General features: G+C 66.9%; 13 protein-coding genes. 5 read left to right on the top strand and 8 right to left on the bottom strand.

Annotated elements, in window-relative coordinates; translation table 11 throughout:
* Positions 1–20: 20 nt before the first annotated feature.
* Both LXM88_RS15470 and LXM88_RS15465 read left to right on the top strand, forming a co-directional pair.
* Positions 21–218, top strand: coding sequence for a hypothetical protein (locus LXM88_RS15470; RefSeq protein WP_262533425.1), 198 nt, complete (start codon positions 21–23; stop codon positions 216–218).
* Between the two features lie 71 nt (positions 219–289).
* Positions 290–700, top strand: a complete 411-nt coding sequence (locus LXM88_RS15465) for an ACT domain-containing protein (RefSeq protein WP_262533422.1) — start codon at positions 290–292, stop codon at positions 698–700.
* Between the two features lie 91 nt (positions 701–791).
* On the opposite strand, the gene LXM88_RS15460 is transcribed toward LXM88_RS15465, so the two are convergent.
* Both LXM88_RS15460 and uraH read right to left on the bottom strand, forming a co-directional pair.
* Positions 792–1,985 (bottom strand): urate hydroxylase PuuD, encoded by a 1,194-nt coding sequence (locus tag LXM88_RS15460; protein ID WP_174382098.1) that lies wholly within the window; start codon positions 1,983–1,985, stop codon positions 792–794.
* 54 nt (positions 1,986–2,039) lie between these two features.
* Complete coding sequence (uraH, locus tag LXM88_RS15455; protein ID WP_262533416.1) at positions 2,040–2,393, bottom strand: hydroxyisourate hydrolase; 354 nt, start codon at positions 2,391–2,393, stop codon at positions 2,040–2,042.
* 519 nt (positions 2,394–2,912) lie between these two features.
* Here uraH and LXM88_RS15450 point away from each other — a divergent pair.
* Positions 2,913–4,325, top strand: coding sequence for an 8-oxoguanine deaminase (locus LXM88_RS15450; RefSeq protein ID WP_262533415.1), 1,413 nt, complete (start codon positions 2,913–2,915; stop codon positions 4,323–4,325).
* A gap of 96 nt (positions 4,326–4,421) precedes the next feature.
* On the opposite strand, the gene LXM88_RS15445 is transcribed toward LXM88_RS15450, so the two are convergent.
* Together LXM88_RS15445 and LXM88_RS15440 are read right to left on the bottom strand one after the other, a co-directional pair.
* Entirely contained in the window at positions 4,422–5,351 is a 930-nt protein-coding gene (locus LXM88_RS15445) for a LysR substrate-binding domain-containing protein (protein WP_006478550.1), read from the bottom strand.
* Between the two features lie 222 nt (positions 5,352–5,573).
* The gene (locus tag LXM88_RS15440) at positions 5,574–5,783 is read right to left on the bottom strand and encodes a dodecin (protein WP_021160372.1); all 210 of its coding nucleotides are present in this window, start codon (positions 5,781–5,783) and stop codon (positions 5,574–5,576) included.
* 135 nt (positions 5,784–5,918) lie between these two features.
* Between LXM88_RS15440 and LXM88_RS15435 the strand changes: the two genes are divergently transcribed.
* Positions 5,919–6,812 carry an NAD(P)-dependent oxidoreductase gene (locus LXM88_RS15435; protein WP_262533390.1) on the top strand — a complete coding sequence of 298 codons (894 nt, stop codon included), beginning with the start codon at positions 5,919–5,921 and terminating at the stop codon, positions 6,810–6,812.
* 66 nt (positions 6,813–6,878) lie between these two features.
* Here LXM88_RS15435 and LXM88_RS15430 read toward each other — a convergent pair whose 3' ends face one another.
* The 4 genes from LXM88_RS15430 to LXM88_RS15415 all read right to left on the bottom strand — a co-directional run bounded on the left by LXM88_RS15430 (position 6,879) and on the right by LXM88_RS15415 (position 10,249).
* Positions 6,879–7,325, bottom strand: coding sequence for a hypothetical protein (locus LXM88_RS15430; protein ID WP_027784713.1), 447 nt, complete (start codon positions 7,323–7,325; stop codon positions 6,879–6,881).
* Between the two features lie 338 nt (positions 7,326–7,663).
* Entirely contained in the window at positions 7,664–8,095 is a 432-nt protein-coding gene (gene mscL, locus LXM88_RS15425; protein WP_048248527.1) for a large conductance mechanosensitive channel protein MscL, read from the bottom strand.
* Positions 8,096–8,328: 233 nt separating this feature from the next.
* Positions 8,329–9,489: a tetratricopeptide repeat protein gene (locus tag LXM88_RS15420; protein WP_262533385.1), complete on the bottom strand. Its 1,161-nt coding sequence runs from the start codon at positions 9,487–9,489 to the stop codon at positions 8,329–8,331.
* 79 nt (positions 9,490–9,568) lie between these two features.
* Positions 9,569–10,249, bottom strand: a complete 681-nt coding sequence (locus LXM88_RS15415; protein ID WP_059233905.1) for a PspA/IM30 family protein — start codon at positions 10,247–10,249, stop codon at positions 9,569–9,571.
* Between the two features lie 442 nt (positions 10,250–10,691).
* Between LXM88_RS15415 and LXM88_RS15410 the strand changes: the two genes are divergently transcribed.
* Positions 10,692–13,214 (top strand): penicillin-binding protein 1A, encoded by a 2,523-nt coding sequence (locus LXM88_RS15410; protein WP_262533380.1) that lies wholly within the window; start codon positions 10,692–10,694, stop codon positions 13,212–13,214.
* The last annotated feature ends 11 nt before the right edge of the window (positions 13,215–13,225 follow it).

Here is a 13,225-nt window from a genome sequence, read left to right as displayed (position 1 = left end):
TGCGCGTGTCGCGCGAACCGTTGCCGCCGCGACGCCGGTTCGCGACCGGCGCATGCTGCGCCATCAGGTCGGCGATCCAGTCGACGAAGACGCGCAGCTTCGCGCTGACGCCCGAGGCGGACTATCACATTGTGTGTCCGGAGCGCACGCAGGACGATCCGCGCATCGTCGCGTTGCGCGGCTGGCTCGCGGACGAAGTGGCAATGGTGCGTGTGTAGTGCGACCGCCGCGCGTGCTATCGTGCCCGCATCGCCAACGCACGACGTCCGGTTCCGGGCGTGTTCTTCCGATGAGCCAACCTGAAAACGACCTCGCCATCCTGCTGCGCACGATGCAACCCGAACTGCATCCGGGCGCGTACGCGTTCGTCTCGCTGCCGACCGATGCAGACGTATCGTTATCCGAAACGATTGCGACATTCCGCGAAGCGGAAGGCCTGACGGTCGTGGTCGGCGAGGAGGTGGCCGTGCGTCGCGGCTGGCCGGTGCTGTTCCGCGCCGCGTGGATCACGCTGACCGTGCATTCCGATCTCGCGGCCGTCGGCCTCACCGCGGCGTTCGCGCGGGCGCTCGGCGCGGCCGGGATCAGTTGCAACGTAATGGCCGCCGCGTACCACGATCACATCTTCGTGCCGTTCGACGACGGCCCGCGCGCGCTCGATGCGCTCGTTGCGCTTCAGCGCGACGCGATGCTCGGTTAGCGGGCGAGGGGTTTCGAACAGGCAAAAAAAACGGGCCCGTTACCGGGCCCGCGAACGGAAAGGATTGCGCCGGCAACCGGCGCACGGCGGCTTACTTGACCGCGCCACCCTCGAACCAGGCGGCGAGCTTCGTCCGCTCGTCGTCGGTCATGTGCGTGACGTTGCCGATCGGCATCGCCTTCAGGCGCACGGCCTGTTCGTAGATACGCTGCGCGTTCTTCGACACTTCGTCCGGCGTGTCGAACATCACGCCCGCGGGGGCGCTGCCCATCAGCGTCGGCTTCGACGAGTGGCACTCGACGCAGCGCTGCTGCAGGATCGGCATGATGTCGTTGATCACGATCTTCGGCGCGTTCGCGGCCTGCGCTTCCGGTGCGACCGGCTTCGGCATCGTCCACACCAGCGCGCCCGACAGCAGCGCGACGCCGCCGATCGGCAGGTACCACAGCTGCTTGCCGCGGTGGCGCATCACGAAGAACTGGCGGATCAGCGCGCCGGCCAGCATGATCAGCACGAGCACGACCCAGTTGAACTTGTTCGTGTACGTCATCGCATAGTGGTTCGACAGCATCGCGAACACGACCGGCAGCGTGAAGTACGTGTTGTGCACCGAGCGCTGCTTGCCGCGCTTGCCGTAGATCGGATTCGGCTCTTCGCCCTTGAGCATCTTGTCGACCATCTTGCGCTGGCCGGGGATGATCACGAAGAACACGTTCGCCGACATGATCGTCGCGAGCATCGCGCCGACGATCAGGTAGGCGGCACGGCCCGCGAAGATGTGGCACGCGAGGTACGCTGCGACGACGACGTAGAGGCCGACGCAAATGCCGAGCACGCGGTCGTTGGTGCCGAGGATGCGGCACAGCGAGTCGTAGACGATCCAGCCGGCTGCGAGGAAGCCGAGCGCGGATGCGACGGCGACCACCGGGCCCATGTCGAGTACGCTCTTGTCGATCAGGTAGGTGTTCGGCGCGAGCAGGTACAGCACGAAGAACAGCGAGAAGCCCGACAGCCAGGTCGTGTATGACGGCCACTTCGACCAGTGCAGGTCATCCGGCATTTCAGGCGGGGCAACCGTGTACTTCTGCATGTTGTAGAAACCGCCGCCGTGGACGTGCCACAGTTCGCCGAACACGCCGCGCTTGCGCTGGTTCGGGTCGGTCGGCGGTTTCAGGCTGTTGTCGAGCGCAACGAAATAGAACGACTCGCCGATCCACGCAATGGCGACGATGACGTGCAGCCATCGCAGCGCGAGGTTCAGCCAGTCGGTGATGAAGCCTTCCATGAAACTCCTCCAGACTCAGATCGTTTGTCTTTGATGTGGGCGCCGATACGGATGTCAGCTGCCGCGATAGGTGCTGTACGACCACGGCGACACGAGCAGCGGCACGTGGTAGTGCGAGCCGGTGTCGGCGATGCCGAAGCGCAGCACGACGCGGTCGACGAAACGGGGTTCGGGCACCTTCACGCCGAGCGACGCGAAGTAGTCGCCGGCATGGAACACGAGTTCGTATTCGCCGGGGGCGAGCGCGGCGCCTTCGAGCAGGGGTTCGTCGCAGCGGCCGTCGCTATTGGTCAGCACGGTCTTGATCGCGCGGCGCGATTCGCCGTCCAGCGCGTAGAGGTCGACCTTGATTGCAGCGCCGGGACGACCGTGCGCCGTATCGAGTACGTGGGTAGTGAGCTTTCCCATTCGTGAGTCCTTGTGTGAATGCGAGGTTCGGCGGCGACTCGATCCATTGACTGTGCGGCGGATCGAGGCTCCACGTCACGTGGCTACATACCCGTCGGCGAGATTGAAGCGAGCGCCGTGCAGGCATTGTAAAAAGGTTCCCCGTGCAAATACGGGCGCGATATCAAAGATAATGCGCCGCGCATGAGCGGCTGTCGACGGCACGCCGACAGGGCTTGCAGCGGGCGTTTCGGGGGGCCGGCGGCAGGGCGGACCAAGCGCGCGCGGCGTACCATATCGGAACCGTGAAGCGCGGTATTCGGGATCGCGCATTGTGCGCCGCGCGTGCTTGGGCGATCCTCCCGCCGTGCGCGTCGGCCGGTGGCCCGCGCGTACCCCGAAGACGGCGAGCACGCCGGGTAACCGGGCCATGGCGTTCGAACGGACGCAGGCACCGGGGCGTGCCGCGAATCAGCGTTCGAACGGCTTTGTGACCGTCCCCAGGATCAGCCCCTGGGGGCAGACCGACGCGGAGAACGCATGAACCTCGAGCAGCACGCCGGCGCACGCGCGCCGAACGCATCCCCATCCCGCCCGAAAACCCTGCTGGTCAAGCACGCCGACGTGCTCGTGACCATGGACGACACGCGCCGCGAGCTGCGCGACGCAGGGCTCTACATCGAAGACAACCGGATCGTCGCGGTCGGCCCGACCGCCGAGCTGCCCGGCACGGCCGACGAAGTGCTCGATCTGCGCGGCCACCTCGTGATCCCGGGGCTCGTGAACACGCACCACCACATGTACCAGAGCCTCACGCGCGCGGTACCGGCTGCGCAGAACGCCGAGCTGTTCGGCTGGCTCACGAACCTGTACCGGATCTGGGCGCACCTGACACCCGAGATGATCGAGGTGTCGACGCTCACCGCGATGGCCGAACTGCTGCAGTCGGGCTGCACGACGTCGAGCGACCACCTGTACATCTACCCGAACGGCAGCCGGCTCGACGACAGCATCGGCGCCGCGCAACGGATCGGCATGCGCTTTCACGCGAGCCGCGGCGCGATGAGCGTCGGCCAGCGCGACGGCGGGCTGCCGCCCGATTCGGTCGTCGAGCGCGAACCCGACATCCTGCGAGACACGCAGCGCTTGATCGAGACCTATCACGACGAAGGCCGTTACGCGATGCTGCGCGTGGTCGTCGCGCCATGCTCGCCGTTCTCGGTGAGCCGCGACCTGATGCGCGATGCCGCCGTGCTCGCGCGCGAGTACGGCGTGTCGCTGCACACGCACCTGGCGGAGAACGTCAACGACATCGCGTACAGCCGCGAGAAGTTCGGGATGACGCCCGCCGAATATGCGGAAGATCTCGGCTGGGTCGGCCACGACGTATGGCATGCGCACTGCGTGCAGCTCGACGATGCGGGCATCGGTTTGTTCGCGCGCACCGGCACGGGTGTTGCGCACTGTCCGTGCTCGAACATGCGGCTCGCGTCGGGTATCGCGCCGGTGAAGAAGATGCGTCTCGCGGGCGTGCCGGTCGGCCTCGGCGTCGACGGCTCCGCGTCGAACGACGGCGCGCAGATGGTCGCGGAAGTGCGGCAGGCGCTGCTGCTGCAGCGGGTCGGCTTCGGGCCCGATGCGATGACTGCGCGCGAAGCGCTCGAGATCGCGACGCTCGGCGGCGCAAAGGTGCTGAACCGCGACGATATCGGCGCGCTCAAGCCCGGCATGGCCGCGGACTTCGCCGCATTCGACCTGCGTCAGCCGCTGTTCGCGGGCGCGCTGCACGATCCGGTCGCGGCGCTCGTGTTCTGTGCGCCGTCGCAGACGGCGTACACGGTGGTGAACGGGAAGGTGGTGGTGCGGGAAGGGCGGCTGGCGACGCTCGATCTGCCGCCCGTCATCGAGCGCCATAACGCGCTTGCGCACTCGCTCGTCGCGGCATCGCGCTGAACGAAGCCTGAAGCGACACGGCGGCCGCCTTGCCGGGCGTGCCGCTGGCCGTCGCCGCGTTGCGCCGCGCCGCGACGGCGCGGGCGGCGCGTGTCGTTACGCCTCGATCAGCGTGCGGGTGGCTTCGGCGACGAGGCTGCGCAGCCAGCGCACTTCGTCGGAGTAGTGGCAGCGCTCGTGCCACAGCTGGTAGTACTGCATCGGCGGGAAGTCGAGCGGCGCCGGCACGACCGACAGCGGCAGGAACTTCGCATAGTGATCGGCGAACAGGCGCGTCGTCGTGAAGATCAGGTCGGACTTCACGAGCACGTACGGCGCGAGGTTGAAGTACGGCAGCGTGACGACCACATGGCGCTTGAGCCGTTCGCGCGCGAGATGCACGTCGATCGCGCCGCGCTGGCCGACCGAGTACGGCGTCGGCGCGAGATGCGGCGCGTTCAGGTACTGGTCGAGCGTGAGCCCGCCGCGTTTCGCGAACGGGTGCGTGTTGCTCATCAGGCAGACGATCTCGTCGACGAACAGGTTCGACAGGTGCAGTTGCTCGGGCGGTTCGGGCCAGTTGCCGACGACGATGTCGAGCTTGCCGTCTTCCAGCGCGAGTTCGTAATCGAACGCGGGGCCGAGCGAGTGAAACTCGAGCGTCGCGTTCGGCGCGGCCAGGCGGAAGCGCTCGACGACGGTCGGCACGAACAGCACGTTCAGGTAGTCGGGGCAGCCGATCCGGTAGCAGCGGATCGACGTGGCCGGGTCGAAGTTGTGCTGCTGGAACTTGATGCGCTCGATTTCACGCAGTGCGTTCTGCACGGGCTCGAGCAGACGCAGCCCGTATTCGGTCGGCACCATGCCGGATTTGCCTCGCACCAGCAGCGGGTCGCCGGTGATGTCGCGCAGTCGCCGCAGCGCGGCGCTGATCGCCGGTTGCGACTGGTTCAGTTTGACGGCCGCGCGCGTGACGCTGCGCTCCATCAACAAGGTGTGCAAGACGCGCAAGAGGTACGTGTCGATCGCCTCGCGTTGCTGACTCATGATATCTCCGGTTTATATGGCTGGGCTGATCGAGGGGTAGGTGGGGTATATCGTTTTTAATATGAAGCGCGGCCAGCGTCAAGAGATGGATACCCGCAGGCACCCGCCGGCCGGGCCTCGACAAGGGGCCCGAACGGGGTTGCAAGCGGGCGCGCGGCGCCGTGCGGAGGCGCGTGCAGCGCGACTCCGGATCGCGGCGCGGCGAGTGATGCGACGGTTGCGTCAGTCGTCGATGCGCATGCCGACCTTCAGCGTGACCTGCCAGTGAACGACCTGGTCGCCTTCGATGTGGCCGCGCGTTTCGGTCACCTGGAACCAGTGGAGGTTGTGCAGCGTCTTGCCCGCTTTCGAGATCGCGTTGCGGATGGCGTCGTCGCTCGATTGCTGCGACGAACCGGTCAGTTCGATCATCTTGTACACGTGGTCGCTCATGATGCGCTCCCTGGGATATCGGCATATATCGTCGGTGCAGGTCGCGGTCCCGAAGCGGCGCCGCGCGTGCCCGGCTTCTTGAGTGATAGGTATGATGGGCGGCAACTGCAACCCATATCGGAGACGAGGAACATCGTGGAAGTCGGATTTTGCGGACCGGGATTGATGGGCGCGCCGATGATTCGGCATTTGCTGGCTGCCGGGCATCGCGTCAGTGTGTGGAATCGCTCGCGCGACAAGGCCGAGGCGCTCGTGAAGGATGGCGCGCAGGTGGTCGGTACGCCGCGCGAACTGGCGGAACGCGTCGATACGGTATTCGTCTGCGTGCTCGACGGTCGTGCGGTCGGCGACGTCGTGTTCGGCGAACACGGGCTGCTTTCCGGCGACGCGGCTGCGCGCCGCCTGCAGCGCATCGTCGATCATTCGAGCATTCCGCCTGCCGCGACGCGCGACTACGCGTCGCGTGCGGCCGCGCTCGGCGTCGGCTGGGTCGATGCGCCGGTGTCGGGCGGCGTGCCGGGCGCGCAGGCCGGCACGCTCGCGGTGATGGCGGGCGGCCGCGCAGCCGATCTCGACGCGGTGCGGCCGCTGATCGGCACGTACGCGTCGCGCATCACGCACATGGGCGACGCGGGCGCGGGCCAGACGGCAAAGCTGTGCAACCAGGCGATCGTCACCGCAACGGTGACCGCGATCGCCGAGGCAGTCGGCCTGGCGCAGGCGAGCGGCATCGACGCCGCGCGGCTGGCCGAGGCGCTGGCCGGCGGCTGGGCCGATTCGGTGCTGCTGCAGACGTTCGTGCCGCGCATGACGTCGGGCGGTCATCCGCCGATCGGCGCACTCGGCACGTTCCAGAAGGATGTCGACGCGATCGCCGACGCGGCGCGCGACACGGGCGCGGTGATGCCGGTGTCGGCGACGGTACAGCAGGTGCTGCGGCTCGGTGCCGCGCAGGGGCTCGCCGGCGCCGATTTCGCCGCGTTCATCGACATCGTGCGGCCCGGCAACGGGCGTCAGCAGGCGGCGTGACGAACAAGCGGGGCGCGTGAATGGCAGATGGGCCGCCCGGAGGCGGCCCATCGTATGACTGGCGGTTCAGCCGAGGGAGCGTGGTGTCGTGTCGCCGGCGTTCTGGCGACCGAGCCCGCCGCGCAGGCTCGCTTTCGTGCCTGCACCAAACTCGGGCAGGATGCGCGCGCGTGCCCGGCTCGCGAATACCAGGAAGCCGAAGCCGTTCGCTTCGTACCAGTACCCGCCGTTTTCGAGGCCGTCCAGCGGCTGTTCGAGTGCGTTGGCGATCGATTCGATGCAGCGCTTGCGCAGCTCGGCGATCGCCGGATAGGGCGGCTGTGCGCCGCGCACGCTGCACAGGAGCACGTCGAGACCGGGCAGCACATGCGCATAGAGGACGGGTTCGTCCTGCGCACGGGCGCGGGCAATCTTGGTGTCGAGCTGGGCGAAAGGTTTCGAGTGGCGCAAAACCGCAAGGAATGACTCCTGGCCATCCTGTTGGGCACGCCGACGTTTTTTCGGGAAGGACATAAACACTCGCCTCAAAAACAATTGCAAGAAATGCGGCACTTTCATGCGACCCACTCCCGGCTATGTACGCCGCATGTCGATCCTTTATAGCACACGAAAATGCTGCATTCGTGCAGTACGACGATCAATGTCTCCCGTCGACCTGCTCGCCCTGATCGACACAGCCAGCGTCTTGGCGCCCGTACTGTCGTTTAGTCTCCATCATAGACCTGCTTTCCCCGCACGTGCATTCGCGCGTCACAAAAAAGTGAGACAGGCCGCATGCGGCGGGCGGTGCACGGCGCGCGCAATAAAAAAGGCCCGCACGGGGCGGGCCTGGCAGGCGGGGCGCCCGGCGCTCAGCGCTGCTTGAGCGAATCGCGGATCTCGCGCAGCAGCACGGTGTCTTCCGGCGTCGCGGCCGGCGCGGCTTCGTCCGGCTTGCGCAGCTTGTTGATGAATTTCACCATCAGGAAAATGATGAACGCGAGGATCACGAAATTGATCGCCACCGTGATGAACGAGCCGTAGCCGAACGCGGCGACGCCGGCGGCCTGCAGGTCCTTGAACGAATCGGGATTACCCTTGAACGTCGGGGGGATGGTGCCGAGCAGAACGAACTTGTTCGAGAAATCCAGGCCGCCGGTCAGCACGCCGATGACCGGCATGATGAGATCTTTCACGATCGAGTCGACGATCTTCGAGAATGCGCCGCCGATGATCACGCCGACGGCGAGATCCATCACGTTGCCCTTGACGGCGAACTCCTTGAATTCCTTGATGATGCTCATGAGCGGCTTTCTCCTGGTTGGGGCAAAGGGAGGCGTGCCGCGACGCGCAGGGATGCATTGCGTCGAATGAGGGTCGGTGGCACGCCGATGGCCGCATGATAGCGAACGCTCCCCATTGCCGGTAGCCCATCTTGAAATGATTGACAAATCCGCGCGTCGGCGCGGCCGGCCATGCAGGGGAGCGTGGCGTGCATTGCGGTGCGTCGTCGGGAACGTCGACGCGCCGCGCAAGGTCAGGTGTTGTCGTCCGTCCAGCCGTCGTCGTTGCTGCCGAGATCGACGTTGCCGCTGCCGCCGTCGCTCCAGTTCGACGCGTCGCCGCGGCCGAGGTCGAAGCCCGGGTCGGTTTCCTGCCGGCGGCGCTCGCCGTCGACGATCACGTCGCGTTCGACCACGCGCTCGCGGCCGCCCGACATCGCCTCGCCGAGCAGCACGCCGGTCAGCAGCCCGCCCATCCCGCCGCCGAAACCGCCGCCGCCTTGCTGGATCACGACAGGCGGTTGCTGTTGCGGGTAGGGCTGCTGCGGATACGGCTGGCCTTGCGCGCCCGTCATGCGATCGGCTTCCTGTGCGTACACGGAGCCGCTGCCGTTCGCCGGTGCCGCGGGTTGCGCGGCCGGATCGGGGCGGCCTTCGACGCGCGCCTTCACGCTCGCATGACGCTGTTCGAGTTCGTCGACCTGATACGGCGGCACCGGATTCTTGCCGTTCGACAGCGTCTCGACGAGCGTGCGCGCGTCGGTCTCGATCGCGTCGAGCTCGCCCATCAGCGCCGTGGCGCCGGGCGCCGTCGACAGCTTCGCGTCGAGTTTCAGCGGACGGATGTCGTTCAGCACGTCGGTCGCACGCTTGAGCTGCGTGCGGCGTTCGTCGTCGGCGCGGCTGTTGTCGGCCGTGCGTGCGCGCCGCAGCGTCCAGCGCAGCACCAGCGCGATTACCGCGACGATCAGCCCGAGGCCGATCCACATGCCGGTCGACGGGCCGTGTTTTTCGGCCGGCGCGACGGCGGGCGCGAGCGACGACTGCAGCGTGCCGGCCTGCGTGGCCGACGGTGCGCCGCCGCCCACGCGCGCGGCGTCGGCGCGAATGCGCGACTCCGTCTGCGCGAAGTGCGACGCGTCGGTGAAGCGCAATTGCGGATCGAGCGACTTCGCACGCTGCAGTTGCGTGAGCGCGTCGGACGCGCGGCCTTCGCGGTCCAGCACCTGCGCATACAGGTAGCGCGCGTGCGCGTTGTTCGGATGGGCGTCGATGACTTGCGACAGCTGCGTGTCGGCTTGTTGCCAGTTGCGCTGCGCGATCGACTGCTCGACCTGCTGCAGCGACGGTACCGCAAACGCGGCGGACGACAGCAACATCAGCGAGAGGCCGAGTGCGGCGAGAGATTTCTTCATGGTCGAACCGGGCTCAGGCGCCCGTCTCCTGACGATCGGTTCGCGCCGCACGCCCGGGCGGGCCGCGGCGCGGTGGCCGTTACTGCGCGGGCGTGTCGAGCTGCTTCTTCAGCGCGGCGAGGCGATCCTCGACCGACGGGCCCTTGTTCAGCGCGGCGAGCTTGTCGTCGAGCGCCTTGCCGCTCGACGTGTCGGCCGAATTGAGGCGCGCGTCCGAGCGGGCGTTCTGCAGCGCGACCTTGTCCTCGAGCTTCTGGAAATCCTCGGACAGGTTCTTGCCGCCGATGCCGCCCAGCGCGCTGGCCGCGACATCCTTCGCCTGCGCGATTTCCTGCTTGGCCTGCAGGATGTTCGAGCGCGCGTTCAGGTCGTTGCGGCGCTGACGCATGTCGGCGATCTGCCCCTTCAGCTTGTCGACCGACGGTTCGAGCGTCGTCAGCTCGGCCGCGAGCGCGTCGCGCTCGGCTTCCGCGTTCGACTGCGCGGCCAGTGCCTCGCGTGCGAGCGCTTCGTCGCCGGACTGCAGCGCGCGCTTCGCGCCGTCTTCGTACTTCTTCACTTTGTCGTCGGCCGCATCGCGCTTGCTGCGCTGGGTCGCGACCTGTGCCTCGATTTCGATCAGCGAATTCTCGGCACGGCCGATGCTGTCGTCGAGCTCCCGCACGATCTGCCGTGCGTCGCGCGACGGATCCTGTACCGAATCGGCCGCATCGTTCAGCAGGCCTTTGATCGTGCGCGAAACAGAGTCGAAAAGCGACATGAAATCCTCCGTGGTTGAAAGGCGCCGCGTGACCGCGGCAATGCCCGCCGCGGGCCGGTTGCGACCCGCGTGAGCCGGCGGATATTACACCACCGGTTCACTTAAATACGGCTTAAACGCGGGAGTTCAAGCGGCTTGCGTATCGGGATGTCGAACCTTTCGCGATTGAAAGAAAATCGGCCGCGCGCGCCATATTGCGTGTTCATGATAGGCCGAGGATGCGGACAATACGTTCCGTAAATCACGGCGTTGCGGGAATTTTTACAAAAAATCGCGAAGGCACCCGGTCGATTTCATTAAAATGCGCTGTCACGTCGCGGGAACGGATCGCCGCGCGGCGGGGTCTGTCGACGTGACAGTCGCATCTCGATGCACCCGCTCTGATCCATCCGCTTGCATTTCCGCATGCGTCCGAGGGCGCCACGACGCCCGCCATTCCGACATGCCAATTATCAAACGACCGCCTTCTCCTTCCGACAGGAACGAACCCCACTACACGCTGCGCCGTTCGCCGTCCGGAGCCTATTACCCGGATGACGACGATCGCGACGATCGCGACGACGGCCGCCGTGCACAGCGCAGCGGCGGCGGGGGTCGTCGCTCGTTCGGCTCGCGCGTCGCGCTGTGGTTCGTCGGCCTGTTCGTCACGCTGGCGATCGTCGGTGCGTTGATCGTCGGCTACGCGCTGGTCGTGATGGCGCCGCAACTGCCGTCGCTCGATGCGCTGACCAATTACCAGCCGAAGGTGCCGCTGCGCGTGTTCACGGCCGATCACGTGCTGATCGGCGAGTTCGGCGAGGAGCGCCGCAGCCTCGTGCGCTTCCAGGACATTCCCGACGTGATGAAGAAGGCCGTGCTCGCGATCGAGGACTACCGCTTCTACGAGCACGGCGGCGTCGACTTCGTCGGCATCCTGCGGGCGGGCGTCGCCGACCTGATGCACGGCGGCGCGCGCCAGGGCGCGAGCACGATCACGATGCAGGTCGCGCGCAACTTCTTCCTGTCGAGCGAGAAGACCTACACGCGCAAGATCTACGAGATGCTGCTCGCGTACAAGATCGAGAAGGCCCTGACGAAGGACCAGATCCTCGAGCTGTACATGAACCAGATCTATCTCGGCCAGCGCTCGTACGGCTTCGCGGCCGCTGCGCGCGTGTACTTCGGCAAGGACCTGAAGGACATCACGCTCGCGGAAGCGGCGATGCTCGCGGGGCTGCCGAAGGCGCCGTCCGCGTATAACCCGGTCGTCAATCCGAAGCGCGCGAAGGTGCGCCAGGAATACATCCTGAAGCGCATGCTCGAGGTCGGCTACATCACGCAGCCGCAGTACGACGCGGCCGTGAAGGAAGAGATCCGCGTGCGCACGCCGGGCAACCAGTACGCGGTGCACGGCGAGTACGTCGCCGAGATGGTGCGGCAGATGATGTACCAGCAGTACAAGGACGAAACCTATTCGCGCGGGCTGACCGTCACGACGACGATCAACTCGGCCGACCAGGAGGCCGCCTACCAGGCCGTGCGTCGCGGCATTCTCGACTACGAGCGCCGCCACGGCTATCGCGGGCCGGAAGCGTCGATCAACCTGCCCGCGGCCGGCGACGACCGCGACGAGGCGATCGACGACGCGCTCGCCGATCACCCGGACAACGGCGACCTGCAGTCGGCGGTCGTGCTGTCGGCGTCGCCGAACGCGGTCGAGGTGCAGTTCGTCGGCGGCGCGACGACGACGATCGGCCCGGCCGGGCTGCGCTTCGTGTCGGCCGCGCTTGGTGCCCGTGCGAACGACGCGCTGCGCATCAAGCCGGGCTCGGTCGTGCGCGTGCTGAAGGACGGCAAGACGGGCTGGCAGGTCGTGCAGCTGCCGCAGGTCGAAGGCGCGCTCGTCGCGATCGCGCCGCAGGATGGCGCGATCCGCTCGCTCGTCGGCGGCTTCGACTTCAACAAGAGCAAGTTCAACCACGTGACGCAGGCATGGCGGCAGCCGGGCTCGTCGTTCAAGCCGTTCATCTATTCGGCTTCGCTCGACAAGGGCATGGGGCCGGCGACGATGATCAACGACGCGCCGCTGTACTTCCCGCCGAGCGTGCCGGGCGGTACCGCGTGGGAGCCGAAGGACGACGACCAGCCGGACGGCCCGATGACGATGCGTACGGGCCTGCAGCGTTCGAAGAACCTCGTGTCGATCCGGATCCTCGCGTCGATCGGCACGCAGTATGCGCAGCAGTACGTGACGCAGCGCTTCGGCTTCGATCCCGCGAAGACGCCGCCTTACCTGCCGATGGCGCTCGGCGCGGGCCTCGTGACGCCGCTGCAGCTTGCGACCGGCTACGCGGTGTTCGCGAACGGCGGCTACAAGGTCGATCCGTACCTGATCGCCGAAGTCGACGACGCGCGCGGCCAGCCGCTGCAGAAATCGCAGCCGGTGATCGCGGGCAGCACGGCGCCGCGCACGATCGAAGGTCGCAACGCGTACGTGATGAACAGCCTGCTGCATTCGGTCGCGACGGCCGGCACGGGCGCGGGTACCAACGCACTGGGCCGCAGCGACCTGCAGGGCAAGACGGGTACGACGAACGACGCGAAGGACGGTTGGTTCGCCGGCTACCAGCAGTCGCTCGTCGCGGTCGCGTGGATGGGCTTCGACCAGCCGAAGAGCCTCGGCAGCCGCGAATTCGGCGCACAGCTCGCGTTGCCGATCTGGGTGAACTACATGCGCACCGCGCTGAACGGCGTGCCGGAGCAGCAGATGCCGATGCCGGATGGCCTGACCTCGCTCGACGGCGAGCTGTTCTACGCCGATCGCACGCCGGGCAACGGCTTCGTCGCGAACGTCGACATCAACCCGGCCGAGAATGCGATCAGCGCGAACGACGCACTCGGCTCGGCCGGCGCGGCAGGGCTTGCGCCGCCGCCCGTCACGGCGCAGGAGAAGCAGCAGATCATGGACATGTTCGAGAACAAGTAAGCGGTACGCCG

The organism is Burkholderia sp. S-53 (assembly GCF_025560745.1).
Lineage (GTDB): Bacteria > Pseudomonadota > Gammaproteobacteria > Burkholderiales > Burkholderiaceae > Burkholderia > Burkholderia pyrrocinia.
The sequence above is the reverse complement of the archived record's forward strand: the minus strand, read 5'-3'. Positions and strand labels throughout refer to the sequence as shown.

Bases quoted from the DNA above. Each gene is read 5' to 3' on its own strand.
- LXM88_RS15465 (WP_262533422.1), top strand. From the start codon at position 290: ATGAGCCAACCTGAAAACGACCTCGCCATCCTGCTGCGCACGATGCAA.
- LXM88_RS15460 (WP_174382098.1), bottom strand. From the start codon at position 1,985: ATGGAAGGCTTCATCACCGACTGGCTGAACCTCGCGCTGCGATGGCTG.
- uraH (WP_262533416.1), bottom strand. From the start codon at position 2,393: ATGGGAAAGCTCACTACCCACGTACTCGATACGGCGCACGGTCGTCCC.
- LXM88_RS15450 (WP_262533415.1), top strand. From the start codon at position 2,913: ATGAACCTCGAGCAGCACGCCGGCGCACGCGCGCCGAACGCATCCCCA.
- LXM88_RS15445 (WP_006478550.1), bottom strand. From the start codon at position 5,351: ATGAGTCAGCAACGCGAGGCGATCGACACGTACCTCTTGCGCGTCTTG.
- LXM88_RS15440 (WP_021160372.1), bottom strand. From the start codon at position 5,783: ATGAGCGACCACGTGTACAAGATGATCGAACTGACCGGTTCGTCGCAG.
- LXM88_RS15430 (WP_027784713.1), bottom strand. From the start codon at position 7,325: ATGTCCTTCCCGAAAAAACGTCGGCGTGCCCAACAGGATGGCCAGGAG.
- mscL (WP_048248527.1), bottom strand. From the start codon at position 8,095: ATGAGCATCATCAAGGAATTCAAGGAGTTCGCCGTCAAGGGCAACGTG.
- LXM88_RS15420 (WP_262533385.1), bottom strand. From the start codon at position 9,489: ATGAAGAAATCTCTCGCCGCACTCGGCCTCTCGCTGATGTTGCTGTCG.
- LXM88_RS15415 (WP_059233905.1), bottom strand. From the start codon at position 10,249: ATGTCGCTTTTCGACTCTGTTTCGCGCACGATCAAAGGCCTGCTGAAC.
- LXM88_RS15410 (WP_262533380.1), top strand. From the start codon at position 10,692: ATGCCAATTATCAAACGACCGCCTTCTCCTTCCGACAGGAACGAACCC.